Genomic DNA, 21706 nt, shown 5'->3' on the forward strand with positions numbered 1-21706 from the left:
ATAGCCTTAATTTCAAAAAACTCTCGTCGCCCCGCGGCGCAGGCGAGGACTCAGCGAACGCCGTGCGCAGCGCGCCTTCGGGGCGCGCCTGGACTCCCTCGCCTGCGGTGGCTCGCGAAGTTTAAAATGGCTATAATTTGTAGATAATGACGGCACTTGTGAAAGCAGCCTTGCGGATACTATTTTCTTCTTAGTGCAAATTAAATTATTTTCTGAAATACTATAAGTTATGTCTGGAAATAGCCTTGGAAAATTATTTACAGTTACAACTGCCGGAGAAAGCCACGGCCCTGCGCTTGTTGCTATTGTGGACGGGTTGTCCAGCGGGATTGTCTTTAACAGAATCAGATATACAGTCTGATATTGATCGGCAAAAAACAGGCAAATCGCGCTTCACTTCTCAACGACGCGAATCTGATCAAGTGAAAATTCTATCAGGCGTTTTTGAAGGTATCACAACGGGTACACCCATCGGATTACTGATTGAGAACACCGATCAGCGACCGTGTCATTATTCCCAGATAAAAGACCTATTCCGCCCCGGGCACGGGGATTATACTTACTTTAAAAAATACGGTTTCCGAGACTACCGGATGGGTCGTACATCAGCTCGTGAAACAGTCATGCGCGTAGCAGCTGGAGCAATTGCGAAAAAGTATTTGCGAGAAAGGATCAATTTAACCATTCAAGGATATACCGCGGCGCTGGGTGCCATTCGCGCGGAACAGATCGATTTATCGATTGTAGAAAAAATCCTTTTTTCTTTCCCGACGAGGATCAAATCTCCCGTCTGGAACAATTCATCATGAGATTGCGTCGTGAGGGAAATTCGATTGGCGCTCGTCTTAATGTGATTGCTAAAGGTGTTCCTTGTGGTTTGGGCGCGCCTGTTTTTGATAAATTGGACGCGGATATCGCTTCTACCATGATGAGCATCAATGCCGTTAAAGGTGTTGAAATTGGCGATGGTTTTGCCGTTGTGGAGCAAAAAGGCTCGTTTCATCGAGATGAACTGAGTAGGAAAGGGTTTCTTTCCAATCACGCAGGGCGCACCTTAGCAGGTATTTCATCGGGCCAAGATATCTTAGTGAGCCTTGCTTTTAAACCGGCATCGAGTATCCGTATTCCGGGAAAAACTTTGGATATTAATGGCAAAGAAGTTGAAGTCGTCACTACCGGACGTCACGATCCTTGCGTGGGATTGCGAGCAGTTCCTATTGCTGAGGCAATGTTGGCATTAGTTTTAATGGATCATTATTTGTGGTATAAGGTACAACGGGGATAGGGGTTTAAAAAAATGGCAGCGGTTTATGACGTAGCCGTCGTTGGAGCGACAGGCGTAGTAGGAGAAATGATTCTTCAGCTTTTGGATGGGCGCCAATTTCCCGTTGGGAAAATTTATCCTTTAGGCAGCGAACGCTCCGAAGGTAAAAGAATTTCATTTGGCGGAAAACAAAAAAAAGTTGGTAATTTAGCTACTTTCGATTTTTTCAAAGTTCATTTCGCTTTTTTTTCAGCGGGTGCTGAGTGCTCGGCTGAATATGCCGTGCGTGCGGCCGAGGCAGGTTGCATCGTTATTGATAATACTTCCCACTTCCGTTATGAAACCGATATTCCATTAGTCGTGCCTGAAGTCAACGCCCACGCGCTTGAAAATTATCGTTATCGCAATATTATCGCTAACCCTAATTGCTCAACCATCCAGCTCGTCGTCACGCTAAAGCCCATTTACGATGCTGTTGGCATTGTGCGTGTGAATGTCGCTACTTATCAATCAGTCTCTGGTGCAGGGCGTCCTGCTATTGGAGAGTTAGCAGAACAGACCGCGCATTTACTCAATGGTCAGCCCATTAATTCCTCTGTTTTTCCCTTGCAAATAGCATTTAATGCTATTCCTCATATCGATGTGTTTCAAGAAAATGGTTATACGAAGGAAGAAATGAAAATGGTCTGGGAAACACAAAAAATTATGGGCGATCCTAATTTATTAGTAAATCCTACAGCCGTGCGAGTACCTGTTTTTTTTGGCCATTCGGAAGCGGTGCATATTGAAACGCGCGATCATATCTCACCGGAGCAAGCTAAAGAACGACTTTCACAAGCACCAGGCATTGTTGTGATTGACAAAGAAAATACTTATCCCACTGCGATTAGCCACGCCGTCAATGCTGACGCCGTATTTGTGGGTCGTATTCGTCGTGATATTTCCCATCCTAACGGCCTCGATTTATGGATCGTCGCTGACAATATCCGAAAAGGCGCTGCGCTTAACGCGGTGCAAATTGCTGAAGTGCTAATTAATGAGGATTTTTATTCCTAAGACTAACTGGATGTTATTTGTCTCCTACGTCAGGTCATCCCGAGATCCCACCCCCCTATCAATATTTCGTCAGTGAATGATCGATGGAACTTATCCATGCCATAATGCCTCCTTGCAAGCTGCTGACGTTGGTAAAGCCGTTATCCATGAGCAGTTGAACAGCGCGACGGCTACGTTGTCCTGATTTACAATAACAAATGATGAATTTATTTCTGGGAAGGTTCGCTTGACGGGTATCGAGTTCACGTAATGGAATATTCTGTCCACCGATGTGGCAAATCTCTCGTTCATAGGGCTCACGCACATCTATCAGTAAAAGATGATCATCATTTTGATTTTCCAAGCATTGTACCAATTTTTGGACCTCTATTTCACGAATTTTTTTTGAATTATCGGTATTTAAAAACAAATTGAGAGCTGATTTACCTTCGTAGCAGCAGGGACATTGGGGATTCTTAGGAACCATAAGTTCACGTATTCTCATAGACAAGGCATCGATTGTTAATAATCGTCCTGATAATACCTCTCCTTTATGCAATATAATTTTGATCGCTTCTGTGGCTTGAATGCAGCCTAAAATACCAGGCAATACGCCTAAAACGCCACCAAATGCACAGTTGGGGATGAGCTCTTCAAGCGGAGGCTCTTCATATAAACAACGATAACAAGGCCCCTCTTTATAATTGAAAACACTACACTGACCTTGAAATTGATAAATACTGGCGGAAATCAACGGTTTTTTGAGTTGAATGCAGATATCATTCAGTAAATAACGCGTACGGTAATTGTCGCTACAATCGATAACAAGTTCAAAGTCTTTTAAAATTTTTGTGGCATTATTTTCATTTAAGAATTCTTCGTGAACAATAGTCTTTAATGATGGATTAAATCGGCTAAGATAGCTTCCAGCCACCATCGCTTTATTTTTTCCGATATCATCAGGCGAAAAAATTACTTGCCGCTGAAGATTAGATAACTCTACTTGATCCCCGTCGGCAATACCTATGGTGCCGATCCCCGCTGCCGATAAATATTGCAGCACTGATGCCCCCAAACCACCCGCACCTGCACAAAGTATTCTTGCAGCGAATAAATGTGTTTGTCCTTCGTGACCAATTAACGGTAAATGGCGTGCATAGCGCTGAATATCGTCAGAGGTTAATGTCATGCGTATTTAGTCTCCGGACAAGGAAGCCACCCAATCATCTTCCTCATCTTGTAACAAATCACAACAAACTTATCAAATACTGCTTTATTCATTAGTTTCCTCCCGTTTAAGTTGTAGTAAAAACTATCTGACCTGATAGTCTTTCGCTTTACCTTTTCTATCTTGAACGGACAGCCCGTAGGTTGGGTTGAGCTTGCGAAGCCCAACAGTATAAAATTTTATTCTCCAGAGCAATCATTATCCTTATCAAGTTTAGCAGAGCAGTTGGTAGGAAAATATCTTTTTCGGCCGAACAATGAACACTTGAGTAGGACTCTGGGATATTGTATTGTTTCCCTATTTTGTTGGGCTTCGCAAGCTCAACCCAACCTACGGGCTTTTTTAAGAGGTTTTTTGGATAACGGCTTGGGTAACGTTGCTATAGCCGGTAGAGTCGCCTCCGGTTTTCACTAAAAAATAGCCATTGGATTTAATAATGTATTGGTAATTTAAACCGGGGTGTCTTGTTTGGCCTGCGTTCAACCTAATATAAACAAGATAGTTAGGAGGGAAGAGAGCCATCTGGCAATCGGATATAAAATCTTAAATAAGGATCTCCTCCGTAGTGCCTGCCATTTTTGTCTCGATCATATTTAATATTAATTATTAATTGTACCAATGGGCTCAATTTTCTTAGGGAGGGTAGATTGCCCGATGTGGGCGCAGAATTGGCCGGCCGTGCCTGGGGCTTTTTGGATAGTGAAAGTTGCGTTGGTGTTATTTTGGAGGGGCTAGGAGAGCTAGGGTGTAGCATAGCGGGTTAAGGGAATACAGACTATCAAAGCTAGCCATGAAAGGTTTTTGTTGGAGTGATTTTTGCATAGCAGGGGCCTCGTTCAATTAGAATTGTTTAATTTTAATATAATTTGTTTGAGCGTCAATTCGATATAATTCATTAGCAGTAAACCCCACTTTATGCTAAAAAGACTCCTCCTTTCTATGAAGAGGAAGGAAGAGGTAAAGCATGATCGAAAATATCCGTAATATTGCCATTATTGCCCACGTGGACCATGGGAAAACAACGCTCGTTGACCAGTTGCTTCAGCAGTCAGGGACATTGAATGAGCGGGCCGCGCCGGTGGAGCGGATGATGGATTCTAATATATTGGAACGGGAGCGGGGGATTACAATCTTAGCGAAGAACACGGCGATCCGCTGGCGGGATTACCGGATCAACATAGTAGATACGCCTGGCCACGCGGATTTTGGGGGTGAGGTTGAGCGTATTTTATCGATGGTCGATTCGGTTTTTTTATTGGTGGATGCGGTAGAAGGCCCTATGCCGCAAACACGGTTTGTAACGCGTAAGGCATTTTCATGGGGTTTGAAGCCCATTGTAGTGGTGAATAAAATTGACCGTCCGGGCGCGCGTCCCGACTGGGCAGTGGAACAGATGTTTGATTTATTTCTCAGTCTAGATGCCACCGATGCCCAGTTGGATTTTCCTGTTATTTATGCGTCTGCTTTGAAGGGGTATGCGACGTTGGATCTCTCTTATCCATCGACGGATATGACGCCGTTGTTTGAGACTATTCTCTCAAAAGTGACCCCGCCTCAGGTCGATTTAAACGGCCCTTTTCAAATGCAAATCTCGTCACTGGATTATTCGAGTTATGTGGGGGCTATTGGAATCGGGCGTATTCAGCGTGGCACGATTCAATGGAATACACCTGTTACTATTATTGACCGCGAAGGGAAAAGGCGTTCGGGGCGTGTATTACAATTATTGGGATTTTTAGGGTTGCAGCGAGTTGAGATCGAAACAGCAGAAGCGGGTGATATCGTCGCAGTGGTGGGTATCGAAAATCTTCGAATTTCGGATACCCTCTGCGATTCACAGCAGGTAGAAGCACTCCCTCCGCTAACGGTGGATGAGCCGACTGTTAGTATGACTTTCCAAGTGAATAATTCGTTCTTTGCAGGGCGTGAAGGTAAATTTCTCACGAGCCGACAAATTAAAGAACGACTAGAAAAAGAATTAATTGCAAATGTCGCGTTGCGCATTGCCTCTGGGGCTGATGCCGATAAATTTGTTGTGTCAGGTCGAGGTGAACTTCATCTATCGGTATTAATTGAAAATATGCGTCGCGAAGGTTATGAATTTGCAGTGTCGCGTCCCGAAGTGATTAAGAAAATGGTCGATGACATTGAATGTGAACCGTTTGAAAATTTAGTCTTGGATATTGATGAAGAACATCAAGGCGATATTATCCAAAATTTAGCAAAGCGCAAAGGCGATTTAAAAAATATGATATCTGACGGAAAAGGGCGAGTGCGATTGGATTATCTCATTCCCACGCGCGGATTGATTGGTTTTCATTCTCACTTTTTGACACTGACATCGGGGTTGGGCGTCATGTATCACGTATTTGATCATTATGCGCCGTTAATTGAGGAGTCTTTACAAACTCGTCACCGTGGCGTGCTAATATCGAATAGTCAGGGTGTGGCAACTGCTTACGCATTATGGAATTTACAATCGCGGGGTAATTTATTTATTGCTCCCCAGCAGGCGGTTTACGAAGGCATGATTGTGGGCCAACATTCCCGGGATAATGATTTAGTCGTTAACGTTTGCCGTGAAAAGCAGCTTACCAACATTCGCGCTGCCGGTAGCGACGAAAATATTATTTTAACGCCAGCGATTAAGTTTAGCTTAGAGCAAGCCTTGCAATTTATTGCCGATGACGAGCTAGTCGAAATCACCCCAGTGGCTATTCGTTTACGTAAAAAATTATTAAAAGAACATGAACGCCGCCGAGCGGAAAGGTAGAGTGAGAGATTATGATCAGGCCAGACTTGGGATCAGAGAAACCGCGTTTAGTGATGCTTGATATAAATGACCTTCTCAGAATTCAAATTCACGACAAAAGAAAATTGATTTTAGAGATTAGCCGCTATCTGTATCCCCACTTAGAAAAAATAATAGATAAAGCTCAATTATTCTTGATCCTGGAAGAAAAGGACGACTATTTTTATCTCCGAAGAGAAAAAGAAATAAATGGTTTAACTTTGGAGAGTTTGGAGTGGGGTTTAGGTATCTCAATGTTTCATGGATTTATTATCTATAACATAGACAATAAGAAAATTAACCTCGGATGGGATGAAGTTTCTAACCCATGTTATGGTCAAATTATTGCTTTATCCAGTAATTATTGTTTTCGTGAAAAACTTAAAAGGGTGTTCCGTTGGAAGCCGGTGCCTTGTTACAAGCAGGCTGATCTCGGGCTTTATGGTTTTTCACAAAAACAGGATCGCTGGAGAACAGAGGATTTTACTGGGCCGGAACAAGACAAACGAGTGAATGTTTTTGTTGATATTGATAATACCTTGTTGGATCGATTAGCAACGTATAAAACGTATAATAAGAGAAAAACGACTTTATTTGCTAACGTTATAAATAAATTGAAAGGCATAAAGCAGCGTTACCCGCAGACGGAATTTTTCATTATTACTGCCCGATCTGAGCCGTCCACCCCTGAAGAATGGAAACGAGGAGATGAGTTTTCGACTTTTTCCGTTTTAAAGAAATTGCGAGAAGAAGGGATAGCGATCAAAAGGTATAAAGTTATTTTTACAAGTTATTGGGGTGAGGGCCTAGATAACGGTGGAGGAGAAGTGATTTCAAAGGGTGGCAAAATTAATATTATTGAAAAGAAACTCAAAGAAAAAGAATTATCAGTGCGTCCAGATTTCATTACTTTTTTGAAGGCTCTTACAAAGAATTGAATTCACCATTTCAAAAGCTGGGGACATGGGGTCAGGTGGCGGATGTGGAGTGCGCTATTTTTTCAGTTTTGAGTAAGGTCAACCCAATGCCAGAAACTATCTATCTTTTAGAGAGTCTCGCTTTACCTATGAAAAAACCTTCTTTATTTCAGCCCGGAGTGCATTTTGAAGATGAAAAGGAAGAGAAGCCGCGAGTGCGCTCGATGGGTCATTAAGTAGATTCTTTAAAAAAGGTATTCTTTTTGATATGTTTTCTAATCAAAAATTACTAATCGGCGTTACCGGCGCTGTTGCCGTTTATAAAAGCGTAGAGTTAGTGCGACGTTTGCGAGAAAAAGGCGCTTTGGTTCGGGTGGTGATGACGTCGGCAGCGCAGGTATTTATGACGCCCTTAATTTTTCAAGCCGTATCCGGACATCCAGTTGCAGTTGATTTATTTTCTTCGGATAGTCCGATGGGAATGGAGCATATTGATTTGGCGCGGTGGGCTGATTTCGTGTTGATTGCTCCGGCGAGTGCTGATTTCATTGCGCGGCTGGCTCATGGACGGGCGGATGATTTGCTCACAACCATTTGCTTAGCCACGCAAGCACCAATCGCTGTAACGCCGTCGATGAACCAACAAATGTGGCGCAATAAAATTACCCAAACAAATGTGGATCGCTTACGCGATTATGGAATTCACATTTTTGGTCCTGCAACGGGCGAGCAAGCGTGTGGTGATTATGGACCGGGTCGATTGCTGGAGCCCGAGGAATTAATTAATCAATTGGCAATTCATAGCATGGAAAAGGTGTTATCGGGGAAACAGGTATTAATAACCGCAGGGCCAACGCAAGAAGCCATCGATCCTGTGCGCTATTTAACCAATGGCAGTTCGGGGAAAATGGGGTTCGCTTTGGCGGAAGCTGCATTAGCCATGGGTGCTAATGTCACTTTAGTGAGTGGCCCGACTCCTTTGAAAGTGTCTCAAAAAATCAATCGAATTGATGTTACTACCGCTATCCAGATGTTTGAAGCCGTTATAAAACATGCGGCAGAATGCGACTTGTTTATTGGTGCTGCGGCGGTGAGCGATTATCGACCAAAAAATTTCTCTCCTCAAAAATTTAAAAAATCCGATGCAAATTGGGCGCTTAATTTAGTGCGAAATCCTGATATCATTTCAGAAATAGGGAGATTATCGAATAAACCTTTCGTGCTAGGATTTGCATTAGAAACCGATAATCCCATTGAGAATGCGAAATTAAAATTGCAGAAAAAGAGCATGGATGTAATTGTGGTCAACGAGGTGTCAGCGCTTTGCAGCGATGAAAATGCAGTCACCCTTATAATGCGCTCAGGTAAAACCAAAAAATTGCCGGTGACGACAAAAAAAACTTTAGCCCTACAATTAATGGAGTTTGTTAGCAAAGAAATGTGAGGATCGTCTTTTCTGAGACTAAGGGTAAGGAAAACCGAGAAATCTTAAGAAAGACAAAAATAACCTTTTGGATAATTTTTATTGTTTTGCTTGTCTTCGCCGTATTTATTTACAGAAATTATCGTCTATATCAACCTACCGTGTTGCAAGACAGTCATTTACCATTAAGTGATGACGTTCACGTGGCCCATCGTCCTATTCCCAAAGGTGTCAAAATTATTCAGATTCTCTCGTTCAATGGCGGCGGAATTCGGGGCATTCTTACGGCTCACGTATTACAATATTTAGAGAAGGTTATCGGCAAACCCATCTCGAAATTATTTGATTTTGTAACGTCTACCTCGACGGGTTGTCTGATTGCGGCTCAATTATTAACGCCAGATGCCCACGCTAATCCTCGATTTACCGTAGCCGAAGTACTAAAAAATTATGATAGAAAGGAACAAATATTAAAGCGTCACTTTGGCTTCACCTTGTTCGCTCAATTATTACTACCGACAGTTATTACTGCTTATTCCCTAAAAGAGAGAGCGCCCCGGCTTTTTAAGGGCTACAGCGAAGAAGTGCGGCATTATTATTTGTGGGCCGTGTTAAATGCGGCGACAAGTGTTCTTATTTTTTCCGGCTATGGGCGTACGATCTATTCGTGATAAATATCCCGAAGATATCACAATCGATTGGGGTATTTATACGCCTAATTCATCGTTAACCGGGCTGGCTCGAGCTTTTGCTTGTTATCCAAAGTCAAATTATCTTCTAGCCCCGATTGGAACGGGGCACCAGATTCCTTCTGTTAGTAGCAAGCAAGCTACGGATCGGGAAATATTAGGTTGGTGGTGCAGTTTGTTACTGATGTTTTTCAACGCACAGTCCATCGACGCAAATCGAGTTCTCTCAAATATTGATGAAAGTGACGTCCTGGGTTAACGTTTGGATTATTATTATTTTAGTGTTGCGATGGCTAGCGATAGCGAGTTTATTGATAATATCTCTTCAGAGAACATAAAACGCTTAAATGCTTACGGGGAGAAATTGGCAGAAGAAAATCGTTTCGAACTTGATTAATTGGCTAAGCCTTTGTCTAATGAATAAAGGGCCATAATTAAAAAAAGCTCATTATTAAGGTCGCCAGCATTCCGAGAAAGGGGAGTGTGATAAATCCAAAAATTTCCCAATGAATTTCATTGCAATGAGAGCTTGTTGAAGTACATAAGTCGATAGGGGCAAATCCAGAGATCATTTGTTGTAAATATTGATAAACCGAAAATAAAAAAACTCAGGACCACTAGTGGTAGAGCATATTTCACCACCACTCGATCCGTCCGATAAGCTGCAATTCCTACATAGGATGGTTAATGGGTAAATACATACCCGTTGATACCAGCATAAATCACACACCGGGATATGGCGGAGGAGGCTAAGATAAAGCGAGCCTAATGTTGTGATTAGCGCGGTTAGCCATGCAAAATAAAGGCTGTAATTTTTTAATAAACGGGAAAGCATCAATTTTAGGCTCGAGATTGCGCCTCTTTGATTAAAGCTTCTATACGTAGACAGCCGGCGTTGCTACCGGATTCATTGTTTTTTTCGCAATTTTTAAATTTTTTTGTAAAGCATCAGAATAGTGGCTGCTGAAAATACACTTACTGAGTTGTTTCATATTCACTTGACGCACTGAATTACGCGCAAATTGTAATAGCCTGTGGGTGGTTGCCCAATTTTGAGTCTCGTTGGGTTGACGTTGACAAAGGTAACTCACAAAAGGGAAGAAATAATTTTTACTTTGCTTAATAAAGGCACAAAGCAGCGTTGCCAGCGGGGGGGAGAACCCGGCAAAAAAGCTAGCGTTATTAGGGTATATTTAGCGACACCAGTGTTAATATATTTTTTCTTAATGGCATGAAGAACCTCTACGTTGAATCTGGCGCAATTCGGATACTTTAAATCTTCAAAAGTCACGATATGCACAGGCGCAGCAGGGTTTCCCAAGGTGGGTTGGCCTTTGGTATTAATGGTTATCGCTTTGGGTACAGCGGGTTTGGAAAGAGCAAGCGCTATCGCTGAAATGATAAGAGCGATAGCGACTGTGATAAGAACTAAAGGTTTTACAAAAGTTTTTTGAATAATTGTCTCCCGCATTGCAAATTTGCTCGCAAAGCCACCCCCATTAACCCCGGTTTGGGTAAATCCAAATGGTTCACAAGGGTAGCATATTCTTCTGTCCGCTCACCTGCAAGCGGGGATTATAGTGTTTTTCTTCCCCAATGGTGCTCACTGCCATGCCTTTGTAATCGTGAGTGGGATAAACTTGAAGGGCATCGGGCAATTTTAATAATTTGTGAAATAAACTGTCATACTGTTGATAAGGGTCACCACTTTAAAAATCCGTACGTCCGGTACCGCGAATTAGTAAGGTATCTCCTGTAAATACTCGGTTATCCATCAAGTAACTATAGGAATCCTGAGTGTGCCCGGGAGTGTGTAAGGCTCTTAATTGAATGCCATCAATCGTGATTTTTTCGTTATCTTTAGTTTTTAAATTAACGTGTTCGGCGCAACTTATTTTACCCATGCCAATTTGACTCTGAAATTTTTCTTGAAGCGAGGTAGTGGCGGTGATGTGATCTGCGTGGATGTGCGTTCCAATGCTCAAGACCACCTCTAATTTCAATTCATCAAGGCCTAATATACAATGGCATCTGTTCCAGGACAGGATCGATCAATAAAGCCTCTCGCTCGTAACCGCTGGTGATGAGGTAGGTGTAGATGCAAGAGATTGCATCAAAGAGCTGATTAAATAGCGTGAAAAAAAGAGTACACTTTACTTTTTTAAATTGAAACTACCTGGGCAGATACAAATTTGATATAGTTTAAGCTTGTTGAAATTGCAGGAGATTATCGGTGAAACGGTATCTTTTTTTTGCTATTATCTTTTTCATTCCTATGCTTAGTCTGGCTGCGGTGTCCGAAATGAATGGAAGCATACCAGTACAATCCTTTCAAAAAGCCGATAACCAAACTTCCCCCCTGTCGGTGACTTTACCTGCAGCCTCTCAAGCTGAGGGATCAGCAGCTAAGGTAGTTCCAGAATTGAACGAAAATAAAAGTCCCGATAATACATCTCAAAATCAGACACCTAAAAATCCCGCCTTTACGGCTCTCCGCCCTGCTTCTAAAAAGTCAGCGTTTGAAACTGAAATAGGACCAAGTACGGATGACGTCTCTGCATCCGCTAATGCGGTTGTGAGCCATGACTCTTCGGCTATAGTTCAGGCAGAACTTACTCAATTGAACCAAAATAGTTTGCAATTTCAGCAGCAAACAGACGGTCTCTTGGAGCAACTGAATAGTCAAAACCAACAATTACAGCAGCGATTACAAAGCTTGGAAAAAGTAGTGACGTTGCTTAATCAAGAGTTAATTCAGCTCAAACAAGGCAGCCACCCCGTCTCTCAACTACCCCGAAATCCTCCATCTCAAAGCTCTTTTAACGGATGGATTCTGTATTTAAGGCAAATTTTAGGAGAAAATGGCTATAGGGTAGCTATAACCGGGATGCTCCTTGCTCTACTTCTGATACTGTGGGCACTTTGGCCGCGGAAAAGAAAAAATCAAAAAAACCGAAGAGTTTTGGATGATCAACCAGCAATTGGCGGCGCTGACGGGGCGGAATATGATTACATGGGAAGTGCTGAAAGTATTCCCGCGAAAATCAATCTGGCTCGGACTTATATTGCGATGGAAGACCCGGTATCAGCGCGTAAAGTGCTCAAGCAAGTAAGTAAACAGGGGAATGAAGAACAGCGCCAGGAGGCCGATGAGCTTTTAAAGAGCCTGCCTTGAGCACAATGGCTCGAATCGCGTTAGGTATACGATACGACGGCTCAGCCTATCACGGGTGGCAAGTTCAGGAAGCGTTAAAAACAGTCCAAGGGGAAGTTGAAAAAGCTTTATCGGCTGTTGCTAACCATCCTGTTTTTGTCACTTGCGCGGGGCGTACCGATGCTGGCGTGCACGCAAGCGCTCAGGTGGTGCATTTTGATACGACCGCCTATCGCAGCGATTACGCCTGGGTTTTTGGGGCTAATAGCAATTTGCCTCACGATATCAGTGTCTTGTGGGCGAAAGAGGTGGATGAAGATTTTTATGCGCGTTATTCCGCTATAGCGCGGCGTTATCGCTATATCATTTATAATCATGAAATTCGCCCCGCTATTTTGCGAGAAGCGATTGGGTGGTATTATCGCTCTTTAGATGAAAAACGAATGCAAGCGGGGGCGCAGTATTTAATAGGGGAGCACGATTTTAGTTCTTTTCAGGGGGCAGGGTGCCAATCGCGGACACCAGTGCGGAAGATTCTTCAGATTGAAATTTATCGAATTCGGCGTATGGTAGTCATTGAAGTACAAGCCAATGCATTTTTATTGCACATGGTGCGTAATATTGCCGGTGTATTAATAGCGATTGGAAGCGGTGAAAAGCACCCTGACTGGGTGCGAACGGTTTTGAGAGCGAAAGACCGTCGGCTAGGAGGCGTTACGGTTCCTCCGAATGGACTTTATTTGGTGGAGGTCGATTACCCTTCTCATTTCAAACTGCCCCGCACGCCCTTAGGACCGTTTTTTTTACCCTAATTTGCTATCTTTTAGAAGGGTCAGCGATGAACTGGTTTACAAAATTGTTACCAAAAATTTCGACAGCGAAGAAGAAAGGTGTGCCTGAAGGGGTTTGGCATAAATGTCCCTCTTGTACGGCGGTGCTTTATCGAGTTGAGTTAGAGCGCAATTTAGACGTGTGCCCGAAATGCTATTATCATATTCGTATTGACCCCCGTAAACGATTGGCGCAATTTTTGGATGAGGGCGAGCAGGAGGAATTAGCAGCAGACATTTTGGCAGTCGACCGTTTGAAATTCCGCGATTCCAAAAAATACAAGGACCGCCTTAGCGCTGCCCAGAAAGCTACTGGAGAAAAAGAAGCCTTGGTGGTGTACAGGGGTAATGTTTATGGAAACCCGATCGTGGCTGCAGCGTTCAATTTCTTTTTTGTTGGCGGCTCGATGGGCGCGGCCGTGGGAGAGCGATTTGCGGCTGGGGTAGAGGTAGCAATCAGCGAAAGGCTTCCTTTTGTTTGTTTTTCAACGAGTGGCGGTGCGCGGATGCAAGAAGGTTTATTTTCTTTATTTCAAATGGCGAAAACAAGTGCGGTACTTGCGCGTTTGGCAGAATATAAGCTTCCCTATATTTCAGTGCTAACCGACCCGACAATGGGTGGCGTTTCTGCCAGTTTGGCTATGCTGGGGGACGTCATTATTGCTGAGCCAAACGCATTAATTGGATTTTCAGGCCCCCGGGTTATTGAGCAAACGATCCGTCAAACCTTGCCCGAAGGTTTTCAACGAAGTGAATTTTTATTAGAGCACGGGGCTATTGATATGGTTGTGGACCGTCGTGAATTGAAATCCACAATCACCTCGCTCATTACCAAATTAACCCACCAACCCCCACTGGATTTGCCGCCAGAAGAATCTGTTTAAAAGGGCTAGTGCTTTAACAATATTTAATTTTAGGGTCTTAAAAATGCAAGCATCCAAATTGAATAGCTTAAAAAGCTATGCTGCCTAATAAGATCTATTGAGTTTCTTTATTAAAAAAGTTAGATTCTCCAATCATGAAAAATTGGTTAGCTTACATCAATTCCCTTCACTTGCGTGAAATTGATTTGGGATTATCGCGGATCACCTCTCTGGCTGAAAAATTATCGTTGAATAATTTCGCTTGTCCCGTTGTGACTCTGGCGGGAACTAACGGAAAAGGTTCGGTAGTTAAATCGTTGGAAAGCATCTATTTAGCAGCAGGTTATAAAGTAGCTGCTTATACCTCGCCTCATTTATTGCAATTTAATGAGCGATTGCGGCTCGATGGTAAACCCGTAACAGACGAATTATTCATCGAAGCATTTAAATTTATTGAAGATAACCGGAACCATCAGCCGCTGAGTTTTTTTGAATTTACCACTTTAGCGATTTTTTATATTTGTAAAAAACAAAATTTAGATATCTTATTGTTGGAAGTAGGATTAGGAGGCCGTCTCGATGCGGTGAATATCGTTGAGTCGGACGTGGCTGTTATTACTACCATCGACATCGATCACACCGATTGGTTAGGTGAAGATCGTGAATCGATCGGTCGGGAAAAAGCAGGTATTATTCGGCGTCATAAACCCGTGATAGGCGGCGATCCAAATCTTCCGAATAGCGTTTATGATCAAGTGGAATCGTTGGATGCCCCTTTTTACCAGTTTGGCAAAGATTTTGTTGCCGTCAGCACGAAAGAAAATTGGCAATGGCAAGGGCCTACCCAGGGTTATCAGGGATTACCGTTGCCGTCACTTAAAATCGAAAATGTAGCGACCAGTTTGATGGTGATTCATTGTTTACAAGCACAATTGCCAGTGAGGCAACATTCCCTCATTGCCGGTATCAAAAACGCGGTACTGCCGGGTCGCTTTGAATGGATTCAAACTCCCGCACCAATCGTTTTTGATGTGGCCCACAATCCACAAGCGACAGCTTATCTATCGGAACAGCTCCGTAAAACTGATCACGCTGGCCGAACTTTAGGGGTGGTAGGGATGTTAAGGGATAAAGATATCCCTGGTGCATTAAAGCCGATGCTGCCCTGCATCGATCAATGGTACGCTGCTAGTTTGTCAGAATCGCGGGGGGCGACGAGTGCGAATTTGCAAAATGTATTATCTGAACTTCAGGTGGAAAGTTGCTATAATTTCGATTCTGTAGCAGATGCATTTAAGAAAGCAGTTGGAGATTGCCGCCCACGAGATCGAATGGTGGTGTTTGGTTCTTTTTATACGGTAGCAATGGCGAAACACTTCCTTTCGGGAGCTGAAAATGGAAGTTAAAGCGAAGCAGCGGCTGATCGGCACGTTGGTGTTCCTGGCTATTGTAGCGATATTTTTGCCTTTATTATTCCGTAATCCCCGTCCCTCGACTGGTTTAACGATGACAACAATTATCCCGCCTGCTCCGGACAAGCCGATAGTTCAATTGCAGCTACCGCCCTCTGCGCCGCCGCCGGTGGAAACGCCGCTGTCACCAACAAATGCTCTAAATTCGACTCCTAAACCGATAGTAAAGCCTTCGCCATCGCCCGCCGTGCCCGTTTCCAAGCCTAAAAAAGTGGTGAAAGCAAAAAAAACTCATTCTTTGGAGTCATTATTATCGAAAACACCAACGGCTTGGATCATACAGGTAGCAAGTTTTGTACACCATGACTATGCAAAGCATTTGCTGCAACAGCTCCGTGCCAAAGGGTTCGATGCTTATCTCCAAAAGAGCCGTGAAGGGAAAGTCATTACCCGCGTTTTTATCGGTCCTGAGATCAGTCGTGATAAAATTAATAAAATTCAGAAAAAATTGAAGCGACAAATGCGATTAAATGGCGTCATTAAAAAATATTACTTCGTCACCCCCCGCGAAAGCGGAGAGATTCAGGGAGTAGCCCCATATTGGCTTCATATGAGTTACTCTTCGCCTTTGGGATGACGAAAGATGATAGGCAGTTTGTGAAATGAACTCTCATCTCCTTTCTCATTTAAATTGGGTTGATTTTGGGATCATCGGCATTGTTCTTTTTTCGATTATTATCAGTTTTTTTCGTGGATTCGTGCGAGAGGCTGTTTCATTGGTGGTGTGGGTGACTGCCATTATCGTTGCCATTAAGTTTGTCGAACCTATGCAAATATATTTGCAGACCTGGATTTTCTCTTCTTCTATACGATACGCGGTCGCCTTTATCAGTTTATTTTTATCCATTTTCATTATCGGTATTATTTTAAATATGCTTATTCACCTTTTATTAAAGAAAACGGGTCTTAGCATAAGCGATCGATTGTTGGGAATTTTCTTCGGTGCTGGGCGAGGGTTTTTAATTGTTGCTGTTTTATTGTTGTTCGTTAGTGTTGGGAGCGTCAACGATGGGAGTTCGATTGCGCAATCGCAATTAGCCCCTAAATTTCAACCTATCGTAAGTTGGTTGAACCAATTCTTGCCTTTGCAATTTAAACAATTTTCGCATTGGTTGGCAGATCAGCCTATTTCGAAGGTCAATAATGAGGGTGGGTAATTTTTAACATGTGCGGAATCGTGGGTATCATTGCCAATGGTATCGTTAATCAGGCCCTTTATGACGCCTTAACCATTTTACAACATCGCGGACAAGACGCGGCTGGGATTATGACAAGCGATGGTGAACGCGTTTTCTTACGGAAATCGAATGGGTTGGTTCGCGACGCGATTCGCGAGCCACACATGCTGCATTTAGTGGGTAATATGGGTATTGGCCATGTTCGTTATCCCACGACGGGGTCAGAAAGCCCTTCAGAATCGCAACCGTTTTATGTCAATTCACCTTACGGCTTAAGTCTCGTGCACAATGGTAATTTGGTTAATGTGAAAGAATTAGCCAACGACTTAATCTGTACGGATCTGCGCCATTTAAATACCACTTCTGATTCGGAAATTTTATTAAATGTTGTTGCACATGAATTACAACATTATGCAGGTGTTCAGTTTTCACCTAAACAATTGTTTAAAGCCATGACGAAAGTGTATGAAAGGGTGGAAGGCGCGTTTGCGGCTGCAATGATTATTACGGGTTACGGTGTTGTCGGATTTAGGGACCCCCATGCTGTTCGTCCTTTAGTTTACGGACGGCGTGACAATGGTAATGGGCCAGAATATATATTGGCTTCTGAAAGCATTGCTTTAGATGCACTGGGTTTTGAACTCATTGACGATGTGGGTCCCGGAGAAGTTATTTATTTCGATCGTGAGGGGAACGTTCATCGAGAACAGTGTGCCAAACTCGTAAGTCATTCTCCCTGCATTTTTGAATACATTTATTTGGCGCGCCCGGATTCTATTATTGATGGTATCCCGGTTTACCAAGCACGTTCTGGTATGGGTGAAAGTCTAGCGCAAAAAATACTACGGGAGCGTCCCGACCACGGTATTGATGTCGTGATTCCTATCCCCGACACGAGTCGGAATGCGGCGCAGGCATTAGCGTGCGCCTTAGATGTTCCTTATTCAGAAGGTTTTGTAAAAAACCGTTACATCGGACGGACATTTATCATGCCGGGACAAGCGATGCGGCGAAGCTCTGTTCGATTAAAATTAAATGCCATTAAAGCCGAATTTGCCAATAAGATTGCTTTATTAGTTGATGATTCGATTGTGCGAGGTACTACTTCTAAAGAAATTATCCAAATGGCGCGCGACGTGGGTGCTAAAAAGGTGTATTTCGCTTCCGCGGCCCCTGAAGTGCGCTACCCCAATGTCTATGGAATTGATATGCCTACTGCCGATGAATTAATTGCTCACAATAAATCGAGTGAAGAAGTGATGCGTTCAATTGGCGCTGATTGGTTAATCTACCAAAATTTGGAAGATGTTTACCAAGCGATAAACGACGCTATGGACCCACATAAGCCAAAAATTGAACGATTTGAAGATTCTGTTTTTACCGGAGATTATATTGCTGGTAATATTACAAAAGAATATTTGGTCGAGTTGGCCGAATCCCGTAACGATGCTGTCAAAATGAAAAAACGAGCATTAAACGAGCAGGAAGAGGTGAACGGATTGTTATGAGAAGCTTTTTTATATTTTAATTTTACTAATTCTGATCTTTGCGTTTAGCACCTTGATTAAACGTCACGATCACCTTCGGCAAGAAAATTCGTGTTTAGATCCGTAAAACCTTACTGGCGAAAACGTTAAAACCGAAAACACTTATGTTCCCAAGCACACCCTTTACAGTCATTATATTCTTAAGCAATGTAATGAAAGCACGGGAGAGTGTTGGTGCGTGACAATAGAAGGAAAAGAAATTCTGGGTACGCGGACTTCGCCAGGAAAGATGCCGAAGCTGTGCAAACTGAATTGGTTTTATGAATTGTATCGACGAATGCAATTCAAAAGGATAGGCATTATGAAATCATGGATCGTTGTAGCTAACGCAAGCAAAGTTATAAAATATTTGCCGTTAATAAAATTCCTTACTGGGAAAGATAACCTCGAATTAATTGAAGAATATACGCATCCGGAAAGCCGGATTCGTGATGTAGAAATAGCTTCTGACAGGCTGGGATATTTTCACGCTGAAAGCCGAGGCAGCGGGAGTTTTGTGGAGCAGACAAATCCTAAAAAATATGAAGCTGAAAGTTTTGCTCGTGAAATGGTGAACGATTTAGAATCCGGCCAAATGTCTGATTTATTTCAAGATATTATTTTAGTCGTGACACCGCCGTTTCATGGTCTTCTTAATAAATGTTTAAACCTCAGCTCGACAATAAAATTGCGTTGCTTATCGAAAAAGATTACACTAAAGGTAACGATAAAGAATTAGAAAAGCATTTAAAACAACAGATCGGATAAATAAAACGCTACTTCCGAAATGACTGTAAAATTGATGCTCTCTTTCGCCTTGTTCCTTTCAAAGTTCCCTGATACAACGGGCCCCTATCATTATCCACCCGTGGTGAAAAGTGAGAAACTTAAATCCAACATCGGGATTTTCTTATAGAATTTTTTAAGCAGCGGGAAGGGGGGGAAGCAGCCAATTTGAAAAAGGGTCTTTCTGGGATTCGTTAGCCGCTGCTATGATACGGATTTACCAAAATCGATATCATTGAACGCCTCCTACATTTAAGGATAAGTGGAAATTAATTCATCTTTTTATTGAGCAACAAGGGGAGTGGAAAAAAACAAGAGTCGGTTTCCCATTTGGCCTCGAGTATTCGCATTCATCCATTTTTTCATTCTAATAATATCCCTGTCGAAGGAAATGATTGGAAAGGGAGGCTTCAATTTTTATTCGCTCGAGGGATTAGAGAATTTGAAAGAATTTTAGGAGCTCGGGAATCCAAAGTATTAAATTTAGGCTTCACCCCTCGAAAGGCAGAGGTGGAAATTTTAAAAGACCGCGGTATGCTGGAAGATGAAATTTTTGTAAAGAAACGACATTATTTTATTGTTCAGTCTGGATCCACAAGACTTAAGTATGCCCCCTGGTAGGGAGGTAAGTTCCCAGTCCCACTAATAAGCACGAAGGAAGTGGACTCGATGAATTTTTAATGGAAGTAGGGGCGAATGATCAGACCCCAAAAAATTGGATTTATTGCAATGCTCGGTTCATAAATCCAAAAGCAGAGTTGCAGAAAAAAAAGAAGCTTTTGAAAAAATTTGACGAGACGCTTAGCTCACGCCCCCTGGGTTCGAGAAAGAGCTCAACTGTCGTTAAAATATCGGGGTGTTAAAATAACCTTTCAGGATTTTGAGGAAGAAGTAAATCAAATTGTTACAAAAGATAAAAATGAGATTATGGAGCACGAGATGTGGCTAGATAAAGTTAAAAACTGTATTTATTTGATTTCCATCATAGGCTTTGGTGAACTGATTGTCAAGGGAGTTCAAGAAAGAAAATGGTAGAAAGTTTTGTTAGGTGGTCTCCATTTTTCAATTGACGGATGATAGTTGTGGGAGACCGGGATAGCCTCGCTAGCGTCGTAAGGGATGAAGAGGAGGTAGGGGAAGGAAGCTTTAGCACGGGAAGGATTTACTGCTTCTCGCTTATCAGCACGGGAAAAGATGGCAGCCTTTTCAGTTAGAATACCACTAGAAAAATTAGGTCTTTTTCTCGCCGATGTGCCAAAAGAAGGGGTTATCAATTTAAATCAAAATTCCTTTATAACTATGCCGAAAGTCGTTGTGAACTCTCCTTCCGAGGTCCCCGTTGTTGAGCCTCTCAACTAGTCTATCTCTCTGATGAGAAACGATTGGCGGCTGTGGAGCTGGAGTGAAAGTTTTATCATGAAATTGATTCTTAGATGGGGGGTGGATTATAGAAAACCTTGGATTTTTAAAAGTTCTGATGAGCTGGCTAAGTTTACCGTGACTTGATTGAGAAGCCGAGAACGATATTCTCTTATTGAACCTTGATCCGAAGCAGAGTTAAAACAGCGATGTATGGTTATAGAAACGCTGGAATTTTTTAAGGATCCTGATAATTTTTCAATTCATTTTAATTTCCTTGAAGATTTTGATAAGTGTTTCAAGTTGGATGAAAGTTCTGAAAGCATTGGAGTTGAGTTGCTGCATTTTTATCACACTTAGTACCAAAAGAGCCCTACTCTAAGAAGAATGTTTAATAAATTACGGCCAAGACTCCCGAAGAGAACGTCTGGTGTATCGTGGTTACATCAAAACGTTGTAGCTGTGCTGATTTTAGGATGAAAACCGTTTATTTAAATCGCCGAATCGAAGAGTGAGGAGTACGCTATTTGGGTGATGACCACTTTGGAAATCTGTCTTATGAAGGGCAGCCGTTCCAACGATTCCGAAACCTTATTCATGAAATAGTGCATCCATTAATGGGAAAAGACGACTTAGCTTCGCTCCATATTCAAAATGAGTTAACTGCCTTAGTTCGACGAAATCCTGCTCTTGATAGTGCTGCGCATCGGGAGGGGTAGTTTGGTCCACGGATATCGATGGATTCACCGGTAGCACAACGCATCTCCCATCGATTTTATGAGCCCGATCGGGATATAAGTATAGAAACATATAAGGTCTCGGATGGTGGAAGAAAATAGTTATTTGGACAAAAAACTTGACACAGCCATACCCATCGAGGAATTTAAATATGTTGGCGGCGAGGAACTCGATAAACGCTATGCTGTTCGGATAGTGCAAGATTTTTCGATCGACTACTACGCCTCCCATACCAGAACGTTCTTTCTTAACCCGCTTTTTTCCATCTTCTTTAAGAGTGAGGAGGTGGAACTGTTAGAAGAGTTAAAAGGCTTCTTTTTCGTACTTTAAAATGAGAGTCCTACTTTTAGAGATCTTTTTGATATCCAATATTCGGCGACGATAGTGGGTGAAACGGAACGGTTCGAATTTATTAGTTTGAAATTAGGATAAACCGTTGCTTCAGAAAAAATA

The 21706-nt window shown here is 42.6% G+C and carries 19 protein-coding genes and 6 pseudogenes; 20 read left to right on the plus strand and 5 right to left on the minus strand.

Features of this window, described 5'->3' with window-relative positions:
• Positions 1–229 precede the first annotated feature (229 nt).
• Both aroC and OWO34_RS04170 read left to right on the plus strand, forming a co-directional pair.
• Positions 230–1285: pseudogene (aroC, locus tag OWO34_RS04165) on the plus strand (chorismate synthase).
• Between the two features lie 12 nt (positions 1286–1297).
• A complete protein-coding gene (locus tag OWO34_RS04170) occupies positions 1298–2320 on the plus strand; it encodes an aspartate-semialdehyde dehydrogenase (RefSeq protein ID WP_267256658.1) in 1023 nt (340 codons plus the stop codon).
• Positions 2321–2378: 58 nt separating this feature from the next.
• Here the strand turns inward: OWO34_RS04170 and moeB are convergent, their stop codons facing one another.
• Positions 2379–3488 (minus strand): molybdopterin-synthase adenylyltransferase MoeB, encoded by a 1110-nt coding sequence (gene moeB, locus OWO34_RS04175; protein WP_267256659.1) that lies wholly within the window; start codon positions 3486–3488, stop codon positions 2379–2381.
• A gap of 1003 nt (positions 3489–4491) precedes the next feature.
• Between moeB and typA the strand changes: the two genes are divergently transcribed.
• The 6 genes from typA to OWO34_RS04200 are packed head-to-tail and all read left to right on the plus strand — an operon-like array spanning position 4492 to position 9606.
• Entirely contained in the window at positions 4492–6300 is a 1809-nt protein-coding gene (typA, locus tag OWO34_RS04180; RefSeq protein ID WP_267256660.1) for a translational GTPase TypA, read from the plus strand.
• A gap of 50 nt (positions 6301–6350) precedes the next feature.
• A complete protein-coding gene (locus OWO34_RS04185; RefSeq protein WP_323808264.1) occupies positions 6351–7256 on the plus strand; it encodes a hypothetical protein in 906 nt (301 codons plus the stop codon).
• Complete coding sequence (locus OWO34_RS09510) at positions 7253–7471, plus strand: hypothetical protein (protein ID WP_323808265.1); 219 nt, start codon at positions 7253–7255, stop codon at positions 7469–7471. The genes OWO34_RS04185 and OWO34_RS09510 overlap by 4 nt, the downstream gene beginning before the upstream one ends.
• Positions 7472–7503: 32 nt before the next feature.
• Complete coding sequence (gene coaBC / locus OWO34_RS04190; RefSeq protein WP_267256661.1) at positions 7504–8679, plus strand: bifunctional phosphopantothenoylcysteine decarboxylase/phosphopantothenate--cysteine ligase CoaBC; 1176 nt, start codon at positions 7504–7506, stop codon at positions 8677–8679.
• A complete protein-coding gene (locus OWO34_RS04195; protein WP_267256662.1) occupies positions 8676–9329 on the plus strand; it encodes a patatin-like phospholipase family protein in 654 nt (217 codons plus the stop codon). The genes coaBC and OWO34_RS04195 overlap by 4 nt, the downstream gene beginning before the upstream one ends.
• The gene (locus OWO34_RS04200) at positions 9307–9606 is read left to right on the plus strand and encodes a patatin-like phospholipase domain-containing protein (RefSeq protein WP_267256663.1); all 300 of its coding nucleotides are present in this window, start codon (positions 9307–9309) and stop codon (positions 9604–9606) included. Before OWO34_RS04195 ends, OWO34_RS04200 begins: the two co-directional genes overlap by 23 nt.
• A 134-nt stretch (positions 9607–9740) precedes the next feature.
• Here the strand turns inward: OWO34_RS04200 and OWO34_RS04205 are convergent.
• From OWO34_RS04205 to OWO34_RS04215, 3 pseudogenes are all read right to left on the minus strand, one after another.
• Positions 9741–10185, minus strand: a pseudogene (locus tag OWO34_RS04205) (disulfide bond formation protein B).
• 40 nt (positions 10186–10225) lie between these two features.
• Positions 10226–10746 (minus strand): annotated as a pseudogene (locus tag OWO34_RS04210) (thioredoxin domain-containing protein); the annotation flags it as partial.
• Between the two features lie 38 nt (positions 10747–10784).
• A pseudogene (locus tag OWO34_RS04215) lies at positions 10785–11456 on the minus strand (MBL fold metallo-hydrolase).
• Positions 11457–11580: 124 nt separating this feature from the next.
• On the opposite strand from OWO34_RS04215, the gene OWO34_RS04220 reads away from it, so the two are divergent.
• The 11 genes and pseudogenes from OWO34_RS04220 (at position 11581) to OWO34_RS04275 (ending at position 20515) form a co-directional block, all read left to right on the plus strand.
• Positions 11581–12522, plus strand: coding sequence for a FimV/HubP family polar landmark protein (locus OWO34_RS04220; RefSeq protein WP_267256664.1), 942 nt, complete (start codon positions 11581–11583; stop codon positions 12520–12522).
• Between the two features lie 5 nt (positions 12523–12527).
• Positions 12528–13313: a tRNA pseudouridine(38-40) synthase TruA gene (gene truA, locus OWO34_RS04225; protein ID WP_267256678.1), complete on the plus strand. Its 786-nt coding sequence runs from the start codon at positions 12528–12530 to the stop codon at positions 13311–13313.
• Between the two features lie 26 nt (positions 13314–13339).
• Complete coding sequence (accD, locus tag OWO34_RS04230; RefSeq protein WP_267256665.1) at positions 13340–14215, plus strand: acetyl-CoA carboxylase, carboxyltransferase subunit beta; 876 nt, start codon at positions 13340–13342, stop codon at positions 14213–14215.
• 134 nt (positions 14216–14349) lie between these two features.
• On the plus strand, positions 14350–15600 hold the full coding sequence (gene folC / locus OWO34_RS04235) for a bifunctional tetrahydrofolate synthase/dihydrofolate synthase (RefSeq protein ID WP_267256666.1): 1251 nt from the start codon (positions 14350–14352) through the stop codon (positions 15598–15600).
• Positions 15584–16199, plus strand: a pseudogene (locus OWO34_RS04240) (SPOR domain-containing protein). The gene folC and the pseudogene OWO34_RS04240 overlap by 17 nt, the downstream one beginning before the upstream one ends.
• Before the next feature lie 69 nt (positions 16200–16268).
• The gene (locus OWO34_RS04245; RefSeq protein WP_267256667.1) at positions 16269–16823 is read left to right on the plus strand and encodes a CvpA family protein; all 555 of its coding nucleotides are present in this window, start codon (positions 16269–16271) and stop codon (positions 16821–16823) included.
• An 8-nt stretch (positions 16824–16831) separates the two neighbouring features.
• A complete protein-coding gene (gene purF / locus OWO34_RS04250; protein ID WP_267256668.1) occupies positions 16832–18352 on the plus strand; it encodes an amidophosphoribosyltransferase in 1521 nt (506 codons plus the stop codon).
• A 13-nt stretch (positions 18353–18365) separates the two neighbouring features.
• Positions 18366–18674: pseudogene (locus OWO34_RS04255) on the plus strand (thyroglobulin type-1 repeat-containing protein); the annotation flags it as partial.
• A gap of 18 nt (positions 18675–18692) precedes the next feature.
• Complete coding sequence (locus OWO34_RS04260; protein WP_267256679.1) at positions 18693–19109, plus strand: host attachment protein; 417 nt, start codon at positions 18693–18695, stop codon at positions 19107–19109.
• 836 nt (positions 19110–19945) lie between these two features.
• Entirely contained in the window at positions 19946–20191 is a 246-nt protein-coding gene (locus OWO34_RS04270; protein ID WP_267256669.1) for a hypothetical protein, read from the plus strand.
• A gap of 159 nt (positions 20192–20350) precedes the next feature.
• Complete coding sequence (locus tag OWO34_RS04275; RefSeq protein ID WP_267256670.1) at positions 20351–20515, plus strand: hypothetical protein; 165 nt, start codon at positions 20351–20353, stop codon at positions 20513–20515.
• Between the two features lie 591 nt (positions 20516–21106).
• Here the strand turns inward: OWO34_RS04275 and OWO34_RS04280 are convergent.
• Positions 21107–21325 carry a hypothetical protein gene (locus OWO34_RS04280; protein ID WP_267256671.1) on the minus strand — a complete coding sequence of 73 codons (219 nt, stop codon included), beginning with the start codon at positions 21323–21325 and terminating at the stop codon, positions 21107–21109.
• Between the two features lie 12 nt (positions 21326–21337).
• Here OWO34_RS04280 and OWO34_RS04285 point away from each other — a divergent pair, with 12 nt between their 5' ends.
• Positions 21338–21583, plus strand: a complete 246-nt coding sequence (locus OWO34_RS04285) for a hypothetical protein (protein WP_267256672.1) — start codon at positions 21338–21340, stop codon at positions 21581–21583.
• Positions 21584–21706: the final 123 nt, after the last annotated feature.

Source organism: Coxiella endosymbiont of Ornithodoros maritimus (assembly GCF_907164965.1).
Classification (GTDB): Bacteria; Pseudomonadota; Gammaproteobacteria; order Coxiellales; family Coxiellaceae; genus Coxiella.

Bases quoted from the DNA above. Each gene is read 5' to 3' on its own strand.
- folC (WP_267256666.1), top strand. From the start codon at position 14,350: ATGAAAAATTGGTTAGCTTACATCAATTCCCTTCACTTGCGTGAAATT.
- OWO34_RS04280 (WP_267256671.1), bottom strand. From the start codon at position 21,325: ATGTTTCTATACTTATATCCCGATCGGGCTCATAAAATCGATGGGAGA.
- purF (WP_267256668.1), top strand. From the start codon at position 16,832: ATGTGCGGAATCGTGGGTATCATTGCCAATGGTATCGTTAATCAGGCC.
- coaBC (WP_267256661.1), top strand. From the start codon at position 7,504: ATGTTTTCTAATCAAAAATTACTAATCGGCGTTACCGGCGCTGTTGCC.
- typA (WP_267256660.1), top strand. From the start codon at position 4,492: ATGATCGAAAATATCCGTAATATTGCCATTATTGCCCACGTGGACCAT.
- OWO34_RS04260 (WP_267256679.1), top strand. From the start codon at position 18,693: ATGAAATCATGGATCGTTGTAGCTAACGCAAGCAAAGTTATAAAATAT.
- OWO34_RS04285 (WP_267256672.1), top strand. From the start codon at position 21,338: ATGGTGGAAGAAAATAGTTATTTGGACAAAAAACTTGACACAGCCATA.
- OWO34_RS04275 (WP_267256670.1), top strand. From the start codon at position 20,351: ATGGCAGCCTTTTCAGTTAGAATACCACTAGAAAAATTAGGTCTTTTT.
- moeB (WP_267256659.1), bottom strand. From the start codon at position 3,488: ATGACATTAACCTCTGACGATATTCAGCGCTATGCACGCCATTTACCG.
- OWO34_RS04170 (WP_267256658.1), top strand. From the start codon at position 1,298: ATGGCAGCGGTTTATGACGTAGCCGTCGTTGGAGCGACAGGCGTAGTA.
- OWO34_RS04245 (WP_267256667.1), top strand. From the start codon at position 16,269: ATGAACTCTCATCTCCTTTCTCATTTAAATTGGGTTGATTTTGGGATC.
- truA (WP_267256678.1), top strand. From the start codon at position 12,528: ATGGCTCGAATCGCGTTAGGTATACGATACGACGGCTCAGCCTATCAC.
- OWO34_RS04200 (WP_267256663.1), top strand. From the start codon at position 9,307: ATGGGCGTACGATCTATTCGTGATAAATATCCCGAAGATATCACAATC.
- accD (WP_267256665.1), top strand. From the start codon at position 13,340: ATGAACTGGTTTACAAAATTGTTACCAAAAATTTCGACAGCGAAGAAG.